We start from the raw sequence: 17101 nt of genomic DNA on the forward strand, positions 1-17101 counted from the left end.
TTCATCCCGCTTGTGTGGTCTTTTTCCTCTGCTCAGGGGACGAGGCCTTTTCTCCGGCTCCATGTTTCCAAAAGCGTGTAGCAATGGTCCATGCCGCGTGCAAGCAACCCCTTGCCCTGCCTCGCCAGGCCAGGGAGGCCTCCAAAGGCTGCACCCGCCGATGCGCGGTGCAGGCCTCATCCTGGCCGTGACCCTGCTTTTGGCCGCGTGCGTGATGGAGTCGGACGGACAGGGCCGGGCCATGCCCCGGGCGCTCCAGGGCGTGTTGGACATGGCGGGTTGGGACATGGCGGCGGATGGTCCCCTGCGCCTGGATGGCGAATGGGAGTTCTACCCGCACCGTCTGCTTTCGCCCGATGATTTCCAGGAACCGGGGTATATGGAAAAAGCCCGGAGCTATGTCCTGCCCTCCCCCTGGAACCAGGACACGGCCGATGGGACGGCCATGGGCGCCGATACCGGATTCGCCACCCTGCGCCTGCGCGTGGGCCCTGCCCCGGGCACGCCCCGTCCGGCCCTGTACCTGTTCAACATCAATGCCGCCTACCGCCTGTGGATCGACGGTTCCCTGGCAGCCCGTAGCGGCGAGGTGGGACAAAACGCCGCCCAGGAGCGTCCCGAACCGTCGAAACGGCTCATCCCCTTCGCCAATCTGGGACGCCCCGTGGACATCATCCTGCAGGTGTCCAATTTCCAATATCGCGACGGGGGGCTCATCGCCCCGGTCTGGCTGGGGCCCCAGGAGACGTTGCAGGCCTGGCAGGATCGATCCCTGGGTGCGGCCATGTTTTTCGTGGGCGCGTTTTTCGTCATGGGGCTATACCATATGGCCCTGTTTTTTTTCCGGCCCAAAACCGTCTCGCCGCTCTATTTCTCCCTGTACTGCTTCGCCTGGATGGGGAACTACGCCGCCTCGGACACCAGCGGCTGGGCGTTGCGCCTTTTTTTCCCCGACATCGCCACCCGGCTTTTGGACCAGATCGCCTTGTGCTGCTTTTTCATCTCCATTCCCGTGGGGTTCGCCTTTTTCCGGTCCCTGTATCCAGAGGAATTTTCCCGGCGTCTGCTTGCGGCCTGCATTGCGATGTGCACCATTTTTGTGGCCGTGGCGGCCTTTGCCTCGGGCCTGACCCTGGCCCAGGCCCTGCCCCTGTACTACCTCATCTCCGGATTGCTCATCATCTATTGCCTCCACCGGCTGTACACGGCCTGGCGGCGGGGACGGGAGGAAGCCGGTTTCCTCTTCGCCGGATTTTGCGTGCTGGGGCTCATCGGCATAAACGACATGCTGGCCGATATGAAGCTGCTGGCCTCCACGCCGCGCATCCCGGAAGGAATGCTGGCGTTTAGCCTGTGCCAGGCCTTTGCCCTGTCCCGCCGCCTCTCCCGGGCCTTCACGGCGAAAGAGCGCCTGTCCGTCGCCCTGGAGGGAAAAAACCTGAGCCTGGAAAAGGAGATGGCCGAACGCACCCGGCTTGAGCGGGAGATCGTGACCATCAGCGAAGAGGAGCGCCGCCGCATCAGCCTGGAACTGCACGACGGCCTGTGCCAGGAACTGACCGCCGCCCGGCTGCACTGCGATGTCCTGCGCCCCTCCTGCTCCGGAACGGACGCCGGGTGCGAGGAACTGGCCCGGCTGTCCGGACTTTTGGATGGCCTGGTGGACCACGCCTATGACCTCTCCCGGGGGCTGTGGCCCCTGGAGCACGATTCCGTCGGCGTGGGACCGTCTTTCCGGGACATGATCCAGAGGCTGGGCGAGTCGAGCGCCATTCCCATGGAATTTCACCGGGAGATGCCCTGCGAGACCTGCCGCAATCCCCATCTGGCCCAGTTGTACCGCATCGCCCAGGAGGCCGTGACCAATGCCGTGAAGCACTCCCGGGCCACGCGCATCCTCATTTCCCTCACCTGCCCGTCCGCCCGGGCGGCGGTCCTGGTCGTGCGCGACGACGGCCGGGGCCTGGCCCAGGCCGAGACCACCCCGGGCGGCCTGGGACTGGGCATCATGGCCCACCGGGCGCGCATCATCGGGGCCACGCTGTGCATCGAAGACGCGCCCGGCGGCGGCGCCCAGGTGGTATGCACGGTTCCCTGCCAAGCCAACACGAACGATCCCGACACCCGGAGGGCGTCATGACCATGGGACCATGCATCGGAGCCCGCGTGTTCCTGGCCGACGACCACCCCGCCGTGCGCGAGGGGTTGACCCTGAGGCTGCTTCAGGAGCGCTTCGAGGTGTGCGGCGAGGCCGAAAACTTAGCCGAGCTTGTGGCCCGCATCGACGCCAGCGCCGCCGACATCGCCCTGGTGGATCTGACCCTGTGCGAGGAAAGCGGCCTGGACCTGATCCCGGAGCTGCGCGCCCGGGGGATTCCGGTGTTGGTCTATTCCATGCATGAGGATGCCGAGACCGTGCGCCGGGCCTTTGCGCGCGGGGCCGCAAGCTACGTCACCAAACGGGAGACCTCGGCCGTTTTGGTGGATGCCGTACGCCGGACCCTGGCCGGGGAACGCTACGTCAGCCCCCGCATCGCCGCCGCCCTGGACGCGGCCGGCGCACAGGACGAGACCGCCGCCCGGGTCGCCACCTTGAGCGAACGTGAGCGGCAGACCTTGGACCTGCTGGCCAAGGGCGAAGCCAACACCGAGATCGCCGCCGCCCTAGGGGTCAGCGTGCGTACCGTGGAGAGCTACTGCGCCCGCATCCTGGTCAAACTCAATCTGGACGGCATGAAGTCCCTGCGCAAATACGCCATCCGCGACTACAAGCCGAGCTGATCCGCCCTTCGCCAGGGCAGCCGGAGTCCCCACGGCTCTCCCCTGCCCCTCCCTGCCCGTTTCCTGCCCCCGTTTCCGCAGCCCGATGACGAATGTCCGGAAAACCCCGGACAGACAAAATTTTCCACGCCCCGTACATGCCAAAACCGTCCCCTGGGGGACGATTGATTCCCGGATCGGGCAACGGGCGGGGAAATCCGCCACTGGAGCATCCATGAAAAAACTGACCGCGCTGTGCCTGCTCGCCGTCCTGTTGCCGTGTCTGGCCATGGCCCAGACGAACGTCCCCCTGCGCGGGGACGAAAAAAAGAAACTCGACACCTTTTTCAGCAACTTCGCCGAAGTGAACATGAAAAACTTCACCCAGGGGCCGCTTTCCGACGAGGAACTGCTGTATTTCGCCACCTGGCACTGCATCATCAACGCCGCCGACTCGTTTCAGACCACCAACGACGGCAACGACATCATCATTCCCGCCAGCGCCATCGACAAGGCCACGGAGAAATACCTCGGCCAAACGATCAAAAAGCATCTCAAGCCGAGCTATGTGGAATCCATGGCCAGCGGCGAGGCCTACGTTTTCGCCCAGGTCGACTCCCTGCAAAAGCGCGACGACGGAACGTATCTGGCCAAGGGAACCATCTACGCCACGGGGTCCGGGGCGGTCATCGATCCCCACGCCACGGCGGCGGACTGGAAAAAGGCGGGCGAGACCGTCAATCCCCAGGAAACGTTCACCGGCGTCATCCGAAAGACTGACGGGGAGCAAGGGCGCTACATCCTGCTCGAATACGCCGTTCAGGAACGGCCATAGCGAGATATCGCAAAAGGTTTTCCGGACCCGGCATCCGGCCAGGCGGCCCGCCGCCGCCCGGTTCCCTGGTCCAGGCGTCTTTGGGGGCATTTTTTCAAATCAACGTGTGGAGGAGGAGCGTCGTATGTTTTGGAGATCGCTGGTTGTTGCCTGTCTGTTGGTTGTCGGCACGTCGAGCGCCTGTTTCGCCTATTCCGACGAGGTCGAATGGCTGCGGAACCAATCCTTCAATGCGTGCAAGAACTATTACGTCTGGCGGCTCATCGACAACTATTTCCCCGACGCCCAGTGGGAATCGGGCTGGTCCGACCAGGGCGACTATATCGTCAACGTCTACGGCACCATGAACTTCAAGGGCAGAGACGTCACAGCCCAGTTACAGTTCACCATCGACCCCAAGCGGGGCAAGTTCGACATGAACGCCCTGGAGTTCAACGGTTCTCCCCAGCCCAAGGAGATGCGCACGGAGCTCATCAAGGCCATGTGCGCGGACGTGCAGTAGCACCGGGATATCGCACGGCATGCACATACTGTGCGGCCACGCCCAGGCGGACACGCGGCACGGCCGGGGCATGGCGCCCCGGATTCGGGCAAACGCCCGACAACGTCGGATGATACCGGAGACAGCAATGAGAAATGAACTCACGGAAAGCGCACGGCCGGGCACATCCCCCGCGAACCGTCCGCCGCGACGTGGCGCGATGCTGCGGCTTCTGGCCCTTGGCGCGGCCATGGCGGTCTGCCTGGCGGTCACGCCGGGCCTGGGCCTGGCCCAGGAGGATTATTCCTTCATCGGCATCGACGACGCCAAGCAGGTGCCGCTTTTCATCACCCGGTTGCAAAAGGCGGTGGCGGATGGGGACAAGCAGGCCGTGGCCAAGCTCGTGTCCTATCCCCTCATGGTCGTCATCGCGGGCAAGGACGTGGAGCTCGACGGCGAGGCGGCCTTTGTGAAGCACTATGACCAGATCATGACCGAGGCCTTGAAAAAAAGCGTCCTGGGGCAAAGCCTGAAGCCCGAGGACGTGTTCGTCAACAAGCAGGGCGTGATGGTCGGCGACTCCGGCCAGATATGGGTTCTCCCCGACGGCGACGCCCTGCGCATCTCCGAGATTCGGGAACCGTAACGCGCGCAGCACATCCCCCCTTTTGCGGGAGGCGCACAGGCCGGGTCAAACGATCCGGCCTGTGTGCGTTTTGCCTGAAGACCACGCTCTTCCATGGAATCCGAACCGGAAAAGTTCTGGAGGCAGCCGCGTCGCCGCCGCGTCGGGCATGGCGGCGTCAGGTGACGGCTCTTACTGTACAATCCATGCCATCTCTGGCATGACCGAACCCTGCGTAATCAAAAAATACAAAGAAACCATCACCTTCTGGCTTATCATTATGATACGATCCATCGACATGGACACCTGGCCGCGCAAGGCCCACTTCGCCTTTTTCCAGAACCGGAAAAATCCCTGCCTCTCCCTCACCTTTCCGGTCAACGTCGCAGGTCTGCTGCGGTTCCGGGCGGCCCAGGGCGAGACAAAGCGGCGCTTTACGGATTACGTCTACCACGCCGTCATGGCCAGCGTGAACGCCATTCCGGAATTTTGCATGCGCCTTGTGGACAAAAAACCCGTCCTCTTTTCCAAGGTCGATTCCGCCTTCACCTACATTCCCAAGGGACGCGACCTGCATGCCAACTGCATCGCCGCCTATGATGCCGCGTTTTCGACCTTTTCGCGAAACATCCAGGCGGCCCGGGACGCGGCCGACGCCTCCCCGACCCTGGCCCCCGAGGGCTGTGACAGCCAGGGGCTCGTCTACCTGACCTGCCTGCCGGACATCCCGTTCACAGCAGTCGCCAATCCCTGGGACGACCCGTGGACCGATTCGGTGCCGCGCATCGCCATGGGCATGGTCGATCCGGCCGCCGGGACCATGCCGGTGTCCGTGGAGGCCCTGCATAGCTTTGTCGACGGCAGACACATTGCGGCGTTCCTGAAAGGCCTCTCCGGTATCCTGGAAACGCCCGAGTCGTCGTTCGCATCTTGACGCCGCCCGGGTGTTGAAATTTGGTTGGTGGAGGGGGAATCGAATATTTTGTGTAATCATCGGATTTAATGTGATAAAACTGGCTAGACATTTCTTGGCTATCCGGAATGTTCTCCGGGTGTGAGATGCCCCGTGGAGTTACCCCCGCTAAACTGGACACCCCGTAGTTGCCGGTCAGGTTGATGGCCCTACACCAGCGTTTGACCAGTCCGTTAAGCGTGATGCGAGGGATATTCGACTGCACTTAAAACTAGGGTCGGCAGCACTTCTTGTGCTTGCGGCCGCTTCCGCAGGGGCATTGATCATTAGGACCGATCTTCTTTCGGAGGATCTTTCCCTGAAGTAATGGTTTGAGCGCCACTGTAGGCATCGATGTTTGCATGTCGCGCGTCACCTCATCCATAGCGTCGATTTGTACCCACGTGTAGTATAAAGAAATGCCGAATCGAATACTCGGTCCAGCTGGGTCCACGCAAAGACCGAACCATCGGCTAGCCTTCTCTTTGTACTTGCGAATCTTGCAATGCGACTGCAAATGCAAAGCGGCAATCGACGCAGAGTAGTTATTGCAATGGACCGTAAGTCCGGCTTCGCAGACACCGTACCCAAGAGTCAGATCGTGGTGCTTCCCATCAGCCCTGGCGAGTGCCGCCAACCTGTCAATCGCATGGCTGACTTCTTTGACCGAGTCCTCACTAAGCGCCAGGAGAAAGAAGCCGAGCTCAATGATTGCCGGCTCAGGCCGGGCTTCAATTTCCTTGATGATGCGCCCGAGCAGCGTTGTTTTGTTCAAACGCGTCAGGATACCGCTCGGCGTTGCGGCACCAGCAATCCCAGTGCGCCGGACCGTCATTGCAATATCAAGTCCTGCCGAGATATCGTCGGCTAAGAACAGGCTCACACCAGAATCCACCCAGATATTGTGCTTCAGGTGGTAGGCCAGGATTGTCAATTCCTGTGAAGCCAGTATTTTATCCGCGTAGTTGGCCCGCCGGTTGACATAGCTGAGAAAGCCGAGCGGCGATTGCAACATTTCCGTCATGGCGTCGAGCGTGAACACGTCCATGACCAGCGGAGGTTGTATGCGGGGTACGGTCACGGTACTCAGAAACTGCCGAGCTTGGAAACTCAGCGCCGGATAGTGATCGCTAACAACGCAGAAGACGTAGATTTCTTTCAGTTCGTACGGCAGCACGATCTCGCGACCACTTACGTCCGTCAGCGTGAACCGCTTTTCACCAAGGCACTGTGAGCACTCGATGGCCTGGTCGTAAGCATCCTGGACGCTCTTTTTGAAGTCGTCTCGAATGGCTTGGTCGTTGCCTTTCCTCGCTTCAAGCGTCAATCGTTTCGACTTCGCTTGAACCACGATTGCACGATTACCCCAGACAACCAGTACGTCTATCTCGCCAGCTTTTTTCGCTTTAGTTTCCCAGATGTCGACATTCGCGTATACCCGCTCACCTCCGAACACTAGACCAAGCCGTTCCGAGGCAAAGCTCTCTGTGAAGTCGCCACGGTTCTTCGCCAGTATTGGTCTATAGGCCTTGTCCTCAAACATCCAATAATATGGTGTGTCATAGAGCGCTTCGGCTAATGCGTAGGACTGGAGAGACACAAAATCTCCAGTCGGCATGCGCAGCAACGGTGTCGCGGAGATGGCGTTAAATTCGTGGGGCGCGTGGAAACTGCTGTTGCGGTTACCAGCAGGGAGAGTAAAAGCGCTCAGCACTCGTTCCGTTAGCTCCACTGCTAGGAGAGACTGCGCCGCCACCTCGGCCACTGTTACGGTATAAATCGGGAGCATTGTCCATTCGTCCGGGTGCAGTTTGCGCATTCTCTTGCGGACGTCGACAAAATGACCATCAACTACACGGTCGATGGCTTTTGCAACAGTGCAGGAATCGGATATTGTGAAGCCTCGTTGCTTCAACAGCCAAGGTGCATCGGAGGCATACCTCCTTGCAGCGAGGTCCAGATACTGGAAGCTGTAAGCTGATTCTCCGCCGTAGAAGATTGGCTCTCGAAAAGCCTTGCCTTGTCTGAACGGATCGAAGGTGCCAGAACTGACGACTTCGGGGGTCACACCTCGGTACATGTCACCCGACATGCTATCATGCAGCTCCTCGAGCAGCCGTTCGGTCGTGTCGAGATACTCCTGCAGGACCTGTGGTGTCGGCAATCTCCAGTCGACTTCGGCCTTCACCATCAATCCGATCAATGTGTTTATCTCGATGCGGATCAACTGCGAAGGATTGAACTGTTTCACCATGTCGGCTTCAGTCATTTCATCCGCGTACGACATCGTGTTATCTCGGTAGCAGAGATACGCGAGCGCATGAACGTAGCCAGGGCTGACGCAGAGTGCTGTCAGGTCCGCGAAAATCTCTTGCTCGGCGCGTGGAGTTTTTCTGTTCAAGAGGTAGGTTTCATTGGCTATATTTCATTCATCTTCAACTTTCGCCTTGGAGCGTCCCTGAAAGGACCACCCGCCCCAGCCTCGTCCGCGAACTGGCTTATGTTGACTTAACTATTCTCGCCAAGGGCCGCGCGGATGTCCAGAGTGTCCGGTCTAATTTGGTTACTCCAACGTGTACAGTGATAGTATTCACCTGACACCGCCGCCCCCGGCGGGGTAGCGATTAGGCTGCTTCCATATCCTTGTCCGCTTCAGATTCCTTGGAAGGTAAGAGGCCTCCAAGGAAAACGGTGTACGGCGTGCGACCGTTCTTGTTTGGCCCTTGACGCCGCCCCTGACCTTTCCCCCAAACGCGAAACAGCCGAACCCTCGCGGGTTCGGCTGTTTTGCCCGGGCGGCGTGCCGGGTGTTGAAATTTGGTTGGTGGAGGCGGGGGGAGTCGAACCCCCGTCCGAGAACGTGTCAGTCCAGGCGTCTACAGGCTTAGATCGGGATTTGTTCTCGTCCCCAACACGCCTTCCGACCGGGCGGAAGGGGACCAGTCTACCTGAGTCTCGCGTTTGCCCCGGCGGACACGGGCATTCGCCAGCCTGATGGGGGTTGGCGTCCTACTCTAGCGTATCAGGCGTCTGCTAAAGGGACGCTGGCTGTCTTTAAGCAGCCAGGGCGTAGTCGTAGTCGTTGGCAATTATACCGGTTGCCGCGTGTTTAACGAGGCCTCGCGGCACCTCGGCCTGCAACCTGGGCGTATCCATCCCCGTCGAAACCGGGGCGCCCCCAAACGCAACTCCTTTATACTAAGTCGCCTTCGGCGGCAAGCAAGCCCCAGCCGCGAAAATTTCTCCCAAGCCCCGGCACATTCGTCCGGCGCGCATCGCCACCCCGCCCGCCCGCGCCCAGACGTCCCACGCCGCCCCGCTAGCGCCAGTCCCGCTTCCCTCCCAGCCCGCACCGGACGGCCGTCCCTGCCCTGTCCAGTTGCGGCCCGGGTATTCCCCGGGTTGCTCCCCAGCTGCGTCTCGGGTGCGGCCAGGGTGCGGCCAGGGTGCGTCTCTGGAACGGCCCGACTGCATCTCGGTTGCGGCCCGTCGCATCCATGGATAGATTCCCTCCCAGCGTACCACCTGGGCCGTCTGCCACCACGTGGCGGCCCTCCCAGACGCCACCCAGGCGCCGTCTTTCCCGCCAACCTGCAACCACACCGGAAATCCACCTCCATGTCCGATCCGCTGCGCCCCTTCGGCCTCGTCTTCCGCCGCGACCGCCCCGACCTCCCCATCCCCGGCAGCCCCGAGCGGTGCCTGTCCCGCCGCGTGGTGGAAGACTCGGCCGGTTCCCTGTACCTCCTGGAATCCCTGGCCGCCTCCCAACTCGCCCATCGCCAGACCGTCGCCGCCTGCACCGCCGCCCTGGCCCGGGCCGGACTGACCAGCGTGGCCGCCCACCTGCCCTGCCTTGACGGCGGTTTCGTGGCCTCAAAGAACAGGTTGCATATACAACTTTCCCGATTCGCCCCCGGCGTCCCCCTGCCCCGGCCGGACTATACGCTACGCCCGGAGCCAGGACAGGCATTGGGCCGATTCATAACCGACCTTCGGGACTGCGCCGCGCGAGCCGATCTGCCCCCGCAGCTCCCAAACCGCAGCCTCGCCGACTACGCCACAACCCTCATGCGCACCCTGGCCGCCGCCGAACCGGCCGTCTTCTCGCGCCTTGCGCCGCTGGCCACGGCCATGGGGGCGTTCCTCGACGCCGAACCCTCTCTTCCCCGCGCCCTGTGCCACGGCGACCTGCACCCCGAAAACGCCATCTGGGACGGCTTCGATCTCGTGGCGGCCATCGACTGGGAGTTCGTCGGGATGGCCCACGAACTCTACGACGTGGCCGGGGCGCTGGGCTGCATGGGCATCGAAAACCCGCGCACCTTCGCCGCCGGAGCCGGGGCGGCCATGATCCGGGCGCTTCGCGACCGGGGGCTGCTCAACGAGGACAACCTGCGCTGGCTGCGACCGGCCGTCATGGCCGGACGCCTGGGCTGGCTGGCCGAATGGCTGCGCAAGAACGACCGCGAGATGGTCGAGATGGAGCTGGATTATCTGGAGCTTTTGGCGCGGTGAGGGGAAAACGAGGTGAAGGAGGAATCGGGGGAAGGGAGCCCCTTTTTTGAAAAAAAGGGGCTCCCTTCCCCCGTACCCCCATCCCTCACCAAAAAACTTTCACGGGGGGTGGGCGAGACGGGGAAAAGACGTCAGAAGGTGATGATCTGGTAGCCGTCGTCCATATACTTGGCCATGCCCGGATGCCCGTGCATGTCGTCGAGAAGCGTGAAGCCTTCCTTTTTCACGGCCTCTAGCGCCCCCAGATTGGTCGCGCAGGCCTTGCACGCCCCGGCGAACAGGCCCAGGGCCTTGGTTTTTTCAAAAAGTTTGTGCATGGGATTGGATTCGTCCGCCAGCTTCTCTACCAGCGTCGTGGCCGCGCCCTCCAGGATCACCAGGGTCTCAAAGCCTTTCTCGCGCATGTCGATGGCGTTTAAAAGCACATGGATGAAACACATCATGTCGCCGCGAAACGCGAAAATCGCCACTTTCTTCATGAGAAAACCTCCATAGGGCCGGTTGCGGCCGCACGGGTCAGGGGGAAACGCCGCAGGCGGCGCGATCAGGCGTAGGCCGCCAAAATGCCGTCCAGAACCGCCATATCCGGCCGATGCAGGGCCAACGGCCCCCTCGCCGCCTCGGGCAGTCGGCCCCCAAACGGCGGCCGGTCGTTTTCGTAAATGACGCCGATGGGGATGCGCTCGCCAAATTCCATGGCCTTTTCCATGGCCGCGCCGAAATCCCGGGGATCATGGTCGTCGCCGAGCCGGTACACGCGCTCTTTGTACCAGGCAAAGGTGTTGACCTTGTTAAAGGATACGCAGGGCTGCAAAATGTCCACCAGGGAAAATCCCTTGTGCCGCACGGCTCGTTCGATCAGCCCGGAAAGATGCTCGATATCCCCGGAAAAGCCCCGGGCCACAAATCCCGCCCGCATGGCCACGGCCACGGCCATGGGATTAAACGGCATCGACGGCGCGCCCATGGGCTGGGCCTTGGTCACCTGCCCTTCCATGGTCGTGGGGCTGGCCTGCCCCTTGGTCAGACCGTAGATCTGGTTGTCGTGGGCAAGGAGCGTCAGGTCCACGTTGCGCCGCAGGGCCGCCAGAAAATGGTTGCCGCCCTCGCCGTAGCTGCACCCGTCCCCGGACTCGGCGATGACCGTCAGCCCCGGGTTGGCCAGCTTGGCCCCCTGGGCCGGGGGCAGGGAACGGCCGTGCAGCCCGTTGAACACGTTGGCCCGCAGGTAATGCGGCGCTTTGGCCGCCTGGCCTATGCCCGACACGAACAGCACCTCGTGGGGGGACAGGCCAAGCGAAACAAGGGCCTTGATGACCGCCTTGCGGATGGAAAAGTTCCCGCAGCCCGGGCACCACGCCGTTTCGAAGTCGCCATAATCGGCTACCGTGACCATGTCTGCTCCTTATGAGAGGGGATAGGGAAGAACCGGGGGAAGGGAACCCCTTTTGTGAACTAAAGGGGTTCCCTTCCCCCGGACCCCCATCCCTCCCCAAAAAACTTTGGCGGTTGATTGCGGCTCACAACCAAAACCTCTTCTACGGGCGTTTTGATCCCAGGCGATCCAGGATGTAGCGGGCCGTGAGAGGAAGACCGTCGTAGCGCAGGATATGGTGCGCAAAGACGAAGCCGGTCTCCTGCCGGATGAGCCGGGCCAGTTGTCCCGTGGAATTGCCCTCGACCATCACGGCGCGGGGGGCTTTTTCCAGGAGAGGGAGAAACTGGCCAGGGACCAGGGGATAGACCTGGGAGAAATGGAGAACGGCGCAGGAGGTTCCGGATTCGCGCAAAAGGGCGGCGGCCTCCAGGGCGGCCCCCCGGGTCGTGCCCCAGCAGGCCAGAAGGACATCGGAAGAGGGGTCGCCGTGCAGCTCGGGAGGGACGGCGTCGGCCAGAAGTCCGGCCATCTTGCGCGACCGCTTGTCCTGCATGGTCACCCGCACGCCCAGATCCTCGGTGATGTGCCCGTCGGCGGTGTGCTCGTCGCTGTCGGCGACGACCAGAGAGTCGCCGAAGCCGGGGATGAGCCGGGGCGAGACCCCGGAGTCGGTCACGGCGTAGCGTTCGTAGACGCCGGGGCCGTCGTGGGCCGTCCCGGGCCGGGCCACGGCAGGCAGCGCCGCCAGATCGAAGGGGACCACGCCCCGGTAGGAATCGGCCAAAAACTGGTCCGTGAGCACGAAAACAGGGCTCTGGTATTTCTCGGCGATGTGCACGGCCGCATGCGTCAGGTGAAAGCACTGCTCCACCGTGCCCGGGGCGAAGATGGCCCGGGGGAACTCGCCGTGCCCGGCGTAGAGCACGAGGTTGAGGTCGGCCTGCTCCGTGCGCGTGGGCAACCCCGTGGCCGGCCCCGGCCGCATGGCCACCACGACGACCACCGGGGTCTCGATCATGCCCGACAGGCTTATGCCCTCGACCATCAGCGCAAACCCGCCGCCCGAGGTGGGCACAAGGGCCGTGGCCCCGGTGAACGACGCCCCGATGGCCATGTTCACGGCCGCGATCTCGTCCTCGGCCTGCTCCACCACCACGCCCATCTTCTGGCCCTTGGCGGCCAGGGTCAGGGCCACGGAGGTGCCGGGCGTCATGGGATAAAACGAGCAGAAATTGACCCCGGCGGCCATGGCCCCCAGGGCAATGGCCTCGTTGCCGTTGAGCATGATCCGCTTCCCGGTGTTCACGGCCGGGGCGATGCAGGTAAACGACACCTGCTGCTCGGCGGTCCAGGCCATGGCGTCTGCGAAGACCTTGCGGTTGGCGGCCACCATCTCCTCGCCCTTTTTGGCGAAGGTGTCGTGGATGATTTTTTCGATCCATGCCGCGTCCAGGCATAAAAGCGAGCACAGAACCCCCAGCGCGGCCATGTTCTCGAAAATGGGCTTGGGGCACAGGGCCTTAAACGGCACGAGCAGGGTACGGGGTCCGGCAGCGGCCTCGCCCAGGGCCTCGTCCACAAGCACCACGGCCCGCTCCGAGAGCTGGTCCCGGTGCAGCGGATACGAGGCGGCGTCCAGCGCCACCAGGATGTCCACGCCCTCCCGGGGGGCGAAAACGGGATCGGGGCTGACGCGCACGGCGTAGGTGTTGTGGCCGCCCCGGATGCGGGACATGTAGTCCTGGGTGACCACGATCTCGTACCCGGCCCGGACTAGGGCCTTGGCCAGAAAATCGCCCACGGTGACCAGCCCCTGGCCGGCCTCGCCCCCGATGAGGATGTTGACGCTTATGTCTGGCATGCACACATCTCCGGATTCTGGTTATGCGGCTTTTCATCCAAAGGCCGCCCCGTCAGCGAACCCGCAAGGGAATTCCAAAGGGCTAAGCCCTTTGGCCCCCGGAGGGTTCTCCCTACCCGCCGCCTCGTTCGACAAAGCTACGCCCCGTCGAGCCCCGAGCCTTCCTTTTCCAGATGCCAGCCCTGGGGGTCTTCGAAGTAGTAGCGGGTATCGGACAGCAGCACATGAAAGCCGCGCTGATCCCGGATCATCTCGGTCAGAAAGGCCTTTTCCACGGAGTCCGTCGCCCGCGCCAGATGGCCGTGGAAAAAGCGCAGGGCTGCCAGTTCCGCGTCGATGGCCGCCGAGAGCGCCCCGACCACGGTCATGCAGGCCGCCGATCCGGGCGGCATGCCGGGAACCAGGGTGGTAAAAACGCCGCGCATGCCCACGGGTTCGTCGTCGCGAAGCCGACAGGCCGCTTCCCAGGCCTTGCCTGCCTGGAGGTTCCGATAGACCTCTTCGATGTGCGCCCGCTGTTTTTTCTTGTCGGCCATCAGCCGTTCGAAGACCTCGCGGCCAAGGGCCTCGGGGCAGTCGGCCACGGCCTTGGCGTAGAACCCCACGGCCTTGTCGGCCAACTCCAGGGCTTGACACAACATCTCTTGGGAAGGGGGGGCAGTGTCCGGCATGGTTCCTCCGGGAAAGCCGTGGGGCCGTCAGACCATCGGCGTGACGGCCCCGTTCGGGCGGGATTGCGCAAGGCGTTCGTTATGGGATGACCGGCGGGGTGAAGACCCGCAGGGCCAAGTCCTTATCCAGCATGAACCAGCCGCCGGGCGTGGACTCCACAAGCTTGAGCTTCTGGATGACCTCGGTGACGCTGGCCTCTTCCTCCACCTGCTCGGAGATGAACCATTGCAGAAACGCCGCCGTGGCGTGGTCCTTCTCCTTGAGAGCCAGATCCATCAGGGCGCCGATGCGCGCCGTGACCTTCTGCTCGTGAGCCAGAGACTCCTGAAAGACGGCCAGGGGCGAGTCCCATTTGACCGGCGGGGCGTCGATGGCCTGGAGCACCACCCGCCCGCCGCGCTCGTTGACGAAGGAGTAGAACCGCTCGGCGTGAGCCCGTTCCTCCTGCTCCTGGATGTGCATCCAGTTGGCGAACCCGGCCAGCCCCAGTTCCTCAAAGTAGGCGGCCATGGCCAGATACAGGTAACCGGAATAGTATTCCCACTTGACCTGGTCGTTTAGGGTCTGCTCCATCTTTTTCGAGAGCATGGCCTAGTCCTTTTTCCACAGCCCATGGATGTTGCAATATTCCCGGGCGGAAACGGATGTGGCCGTGATGCAGAACTCGGCCTCCGGGGCCTGGCCCGGTTTGAGGAAGGTCTTGTAGGACACGCCGTCGGCCAGAAGCTCGATCCATTCGATGTAGTGTTTCTCTTCCATGGGATGGGGCACGCCGCCGACCTTGACCTTGTAGCCGGTAGCCGTCTTCTCGATGACCGGGACGTGTTTTTCCTTGGAGGCGTCAACCATGCCCTCCTCCATGAGCTTCATGGGCTGGCCGCAGCACACCAGATCTCCGCCGCCGGTATGCAGCACTTCTACGATATTTCCACAGATTTCACACTTGTAGACTTCAAGCATCTTGGTCATGGTCGTAAGCTCCTTTTTCAGCTTGTTTTCCTCCCTCCCCGCCAGCAACGCACAATCGGCTCTGGGGAGACGCACATAATTCACTACACCACTTCTTCCAGGCTTTCGCAACCCTTTCGTGTCCATCCATAATCAATTTCCGGGCCGCGAGCGCATTGTCTTTCAGGATGCCGGGGACCGCAGCCATACCTCCCCGGGGCATATTTCGAGACAATGCTTCCCGTGATATAAGTCCCCCTCAGCCATGGGCAACCCGTGACTTCCCATTCCGGCTAAAGAAATCTCCACGTCGGCCGATGACATAGGTGCAGGCCGCGCACGAAAACCCAGGGCCTGCGGACACGAACATGAACATACCCCACCCGATGCTTTTCTGCCTGGCCGTGGCCACGGCCCTGGCCATGGTCGTTCCAAACGTGGCGCGGGCCGAACCCGCCCCCTTTCCCACAACCATCGGCATCCGGGACGTGAGCCAGCCGCCGTCGCCCGGGCGCGACCCCGTACCCTTTACGCCCAAGCCCTACAGACCATCCAAACCCGGCAGCCGGAAACCCGCCAAGCCGCAAAGGACGGCCGCGCCAGCGCCGCAAGCGCCCCGGCTTCAGGCTGCGCCAGCTCCAGCGCCACAAAAGCCCCAGACCCAGGCTGCGCCGACGACGCCCCTGCCGACACCCGAGGAACTCAACCGGAAATACTCCACGGTCAACGAGAGCCTGTCGCCCCTGGCCGTGGCGCCTGTCCCGGCACAGGCGCCAGCTCCGGCTCCGGCGCAAGGAGCGACCCCGGCCCCGGCTTCCTCTTCCGGGCAGCCCACCCCGGCCGCCGCGCCAAGCCCCAACATGGCGGAACCCGCTGCAACACCGCCACTCCCGTGAACAACCCACATGAGGGTCATCCCATGAAAAACAGTGCTCCTCACCGCCACCGCGCCTTCGCACCGGCCTGCGCCGCGATCTTCGCGGCAACGTGCCTGGCGGTCCTTCTGGCATCGGCCACGGCCACCGCCAAAAGCCAGCCGCCCCCCCTCCCCGCTATCCCGAGGTAGCCATGGCCCTGGCCGACGACCTGGACCGGCAGGCCGCGCCGCGTTTGGGCATCGGCTTTCCCGACAACTCCCGGGGGCTGTACTGGGTGGTGGTCACGGTTCCGGCGCAGGAGGACAATCTGGAGGCATCCTCGGGGCTGGGGCGGCTCATGGCCCAGGAACTGTCCTGCGCCCTGGTGGCCAAGGGCTACAATGTGCAAGAGATCCGCAAGGCCTCAGAGATCGTCTATGACCGCAACCAGGGGGAGTTCATCCTCACCCGGGACACCCGGGCCCTGGCCAGACGCCACGTCACGGCCACGTTGGTGGTGGCCGCGACCTATACGGTGTTGCCCGGGGAGGTGCGGTTCAACGTGGAGGTCATGGATGCCAGAAACAACAACATCGTGGCCATGAGCAGCCGCAGTCTGGCCAAAACCCAGGAAGTGGCGGCGCTTTTGGGACGTTCCGGACTTTCCGCCGTAGGGCCGACGGTGTCCACCGTGGATACGGCCTCTTTCCAGCGGGAGCTGTTTCCGTATCTGCGCTGACCGCCCTGTTTCCGTGCTGACGCAAAAAACGGCCGTTCCCCAAGGGGGTGGCCGTTTTGCTGTTCACGAAGAAAACACCAGTTGGTTCATACAAACACTGGCGTGTTTTTCTAGGGTGGTGCGGCCTCTTTCCAGCGGGAGCTGCTTCCGTATCTGCGCTGACCGCCCTGTCTCCGTGCTGACGCAAAAAACGGCCGTTCCCCAAGGGAGCGGCCGTTTCCGTTGATCACGAGGGAAAACCCATTGGTTCATAAAAACACTGGCGTGTTTTTATGGGGCGGTTTCGGCCTCCTTTCAGCGGGAACGGCTTGCGTATCTGCGTCGATAGATCTGTTTCTTCGCTGTCGCAAGAAACGAACATTCCCAGAAAGAAGCGGTTGTTTTAGCGGATTTTGAGAAGGAAACCGGTTGGTTCCTCAAAAGAGCGGCGTGTGTTTTATGGGGCGGGTTCAAAACCCTTTCAAAGTGAATTGCC

The 17101-nt window shown here is 62.5% G+C and carries 16 protein-coding genes and 1 other RNA gene; 9 read left to right on the forward strand and 8 right to left on the reverse strand.

What is annotated here, in order from left to right:
* The first annotated feature begins 160 nt into the window (after positions 1-160).
* From GD606_RS04555 to GD606_RS04580, 6 genes are all read left to right on the forward strand, one after another.
* Positions 161-2140 carry a sensor histidine kinase gene (locus tag GD606_RS04555; RefSeq protein ID WP_246298970.1) on the forward strand — a complete coding sequence of 660 codons (1980 nt, stop codon included), beginning with the start codon at positions 161-163 and terminating at the stop codon, positions 2138-2140.
* A complete protein-coding gene (locus GD606_RS04560) occupies positions 2137-2781 on the forward strand; it encodes a response regulator transcription factor (RefSeq protein WP_246298971.1) in 645 nt (214 codons plus the stop codon). Before GD606_RS04555 ends, GD606_RS04560 begins: the two co-directional genes overlap by 4 nt.
* Positions 2782-2995: 214 nt before the next feature.
* On the forward strand, positions 2996-3595 hold the full coding sequence (locus GD606_RS04565) for a hypothetical protein (RefSeq protein WP_163302934.1): 600 nt from the start codon (positions 2996-2998) through the stop codon (positions 3593-3595).
* 124 nt (positions 3596-3719) lie between these two features.
* Positions 3720-4097, forward strand: coding sequence for a hypothetical protein (locus tag GD606_RS04570; RefSeq protein ID WP_163302933.1), 378 nt, complete (start codon positions 3720-3722; stop codon positions 4095-4097).
* A 127-nt stretch (positions 4098-4224) separates the two neighbouring features.
* Positions 4225-4722: a hypothetical protein gene (locus tag GD606_RS04575; RefSeq protein WP_163302932.1), complete on the forward strand. Its 498-nt coding sequence runs from the start codon at positions 4225-4227 to the stop codon at positions 4720-4722.
* Between the two features lie 259 nt (positions 4723-4981).
* Positions 4982-5635, forward strand: a complete 654-nt coding sequence (locus GD606_RS04580; protein ID WP_163302931.1) for a CatA-like O-acetyltransferase — start codon at positions 4982-4984, stop codon at positions 5633-5635.
* A gap of 250 nt (positions 5636-5885) precedes the next feature.
* Here the strand turns inward: GD606_RS04580 and GD606_RS04585 are convergent, their stop codons facing one another.
* Together GD606_RS04585 and ssrA are read right to left on the reverse strand one after the other, a co-directional pair.
* The gene (locus tag GD606_RS04585; protein WP_211922213.1) at positions 5886-8054 is read right to left on the reverse strand and encodes a nuclease-related domain-containing protein; all 2169 of its coding nucleotides are present in this window, start codon (positions 8052-8054) and stop codon (positions 5886-5888) included.
* Positions 8055-8475: 421 nt separating this feature from the next.
* Positions 8476-8833, reverse strand: a transfer-messenger RNA (tmRNA) gene (gene ssrA, locus GD606_RS04590).
* Positions 8834-9271: 438 nt separating this feature from the next.
* Here ssrA and GD606_RS04595 point away from each other — a divergent pair.
* Positions 9272-10171 (forward strand): phosphotransferase enzyme family protein, encoded by a 900-nt coding sequence (locus tag GD606_RS04595; protein ID WP_163302907.1) that lies wholly within the window; start codon positions 9272-9274, stop codon positions 10169-10171.
* Between the two features lie 131 nt (positions 10172-10302).
* On the opposite strand, the gene GD606_RS04600 is transcribed toward GD606_RS04595, so the two are convergent.
* From GD606_RS04600 to GD606_RS04625, 6 genes are all read right to left on the reverse strand, one after another.
* Complete coding sequence (locus GD606_RS04600) at positions 10303-10650, reverse strand: DsrE family protein (protein WP_163304064.1); 348 nt, start codon at positions 10648-10650, stop codon at positions 10303-10305.
* 65 nt (positions 10651-10715) lie between these two features.
* The gene (locus tag GD606_RS04605; protein WP_163304065.1) at positions 10716-11567 is read right to left on the reverse strand and encodes a 2-oxoacid:ferredoxin oxidoreductase subunit beta; all 852 of its coding nucleotides are present in this window, start codon (positions 11565-11567) and stop codon (positions 10716-10718) included.
* A gap of 142 nt (positions 11568-11709) precedes the next feature.
* Positions 11710-13410: a 2-oxoacid:acceptor oxidoreductase subunit alpha gene (locus GD606_RS04610; RefSeq protein WP_163303416.1), complete on the reverse strand. Its 1701-nt coding sequence runs from the start codon at positions 13408-13410 to the stop codon at positions 11710-11712.
* A 137-nt stretch (positions 13411-13547) separates the two neighbouring features.
* Positions 13548-14081 carry a ferritin family protein gene (locus GD606_RS04615; RefSeq protein ID WP_163303415.1) on the reverse strand — a complete coding sequence of 178 codons (534 nt, stop codon included), beginning with the start codon at positions 14079-14081 and terminating at the stop codon, positions 13548-13550.
* A gap of 79 nt (positions 14082-14160) precedes the next feature.
* Positions 14161-14670 (reverse strand): ferritin, encoded by a 510-nt coding sequence (locus GD606_RS04620; protein WP_163303414.1) that lies wholly within the window; start codon positions 14668-14670, stop codon positions 14161-14163.
* A 3-nt stretch (positions 14671-14673) separates the two neighbouring features.
* On the reverse strand, positions 14674-15051 hold the full coding sequence (locus GD606_RS04625) for a desulfoferrodoxin (protein ID WP_163303413.1): 378 nt from the start codon (positions 15049-15051) through the stop codon (positions 14674-14676).
* A 347-nt stretch (positions 15052-15398) separates the two neighbouring features.
* On the opposite strand from GD606_RS04625, the gene GD606_RS04630 reads away from it, so the two are divergent.
* Entirely contained in the window at positions 15399-15926 is a 528-nt protein-coding gene (locus tag GD606_RS04630; protein WP_163303404.1) for a hypothetical protein, read from the forward strand.
* 91 nt (positions 15927-16017) lie between these two features.
* Positions 16018-16626 carry a FlgO family outer membrane protein gene (locus GD606_RS04635; protein WP_246298973.1) on the forward strand — a complete coding sequence of 203 codons (609 nt, stop codon included), beginning with the start codon at positions 16018-16020 and terminating at the stop codon, positions 16624-16626.
* Positions 16627-17101 lie beyond the last annotated feature (475 nt).

It is taken from the genome of Desulfolutivibrio sulfodismutans DSM 3696, from assembly GCF_013376455.1.
In the GTDB taxonomy this organism is placed as follows: Bacteria; Desulfobacterota; Desulfovibrionia; order Desulfovibrionales; family Desulfovibrionaceae; genus Desulfolutivibrio; species Desulfolutivibrio sulfodismutans.

Excerpts from the sequence above, each read along its gene's own strand:
- GD606_RS04555 (WP_246298970.1), top strand. The coding sequence starts at position 161 with ATGCGCGGTGCAGGCCTCATCCTGGCCGTGACCCTGCTTTTGGCCGCG.
- GD606_RS04560 (WP_246298971.1), top strand. The coding sequence starts at position 2,137 with ATGACCATGGGACCATGCATCGGAGCCCGCGTGTTCCTGGCCGACGAC.
- GD606_RS04565 (WP_163302934.1), top strand. The coding sequence starts at position 2,996 with ATGAAAAAACTGACCGCGCTGTGCCTGCTCGCCGTCCTGTTGCCGTGT.
- GD606_RS04570 (WP_163302933.1), top strand. The coding sequence starts at position 3,720 with ATGTTTTGGAGATCGCTGGTTGTTGCCTGTCTGTTGGTTGTCGGCACG.
- GD606_RS04575 (WP_163302932.1), top strand. The coding sequence starts at position 4,225 with ATGAGAAATGAACTCACGGAAAGCGCACGGCCGGGCACATCCCCCGCG.
- GD606_RS04580 (WP_163302931.1), top strand. The coding sequence starts at position 4,982 with ATGATACGATCCATCGACATGGACACCTGGCCGCGCAAGGCCCACTTC.
- GD606_RS04595 (WP_163302907.1), top strand. The coding sequence starts at position 9,272 with ATGTCCGATCCGCTGCGCCCCTTCGGCCTCGTCTTCCGCCGCGACCGC.
- GD606_RS04600 (WP_163304064.1), bottom strand. The coding sequence starts at position 10,650 with ATGAAGAAAGTGGCGATTTTCGCGTTTCGCGGCGACATGATGTGTTTC.
- GD606_RS04605 (WP_163304065.1), bottom strand. The coding sequence starts at position 11,567 with ATGGTCACGGTAGCCGATTATGGCGACTTCGAAACGGCGTGGTGCCCG.
- GD606_RS04610 (WP_163303416.1), bottom strand. The coding sequence starts at position 13,410 with ATGCCAGACATAAGCGTCAACATCCTCATCGGGGGCGAGGCCGGCCAG.
- GD606_RS04615 (WP_163303415.1), bottom strand. The coding sequence starts at position 14,081 with ATGCCGGACACTGCCCCCCCTTCCCAAGAGATGTTGTGTCAAGCCCTG.
- GD606_RS04620 (WP_163303414.1), bottom strand. The coding sequence starts at position 14,670 with ATGCTCTCGAAAAAGATGGAGCAGACCCTAAACGACCAGGTCAAGTGG.
- GD606_RS04625 (WP_163303413.1), bottom strand. The coding sequence starts at position 15,051 with ATGACCAAGATGCTTGAAGTCTACAAGTGTGAAATCTGTGGAAATATC.
- GD606_RS04630 (WP_163303404.1), top strand. The coding sequence starts at position 15,399 with ATGAACATACCCCACCCGATGCTTTTCTGCCTGGCCGTGGCCACGGCC.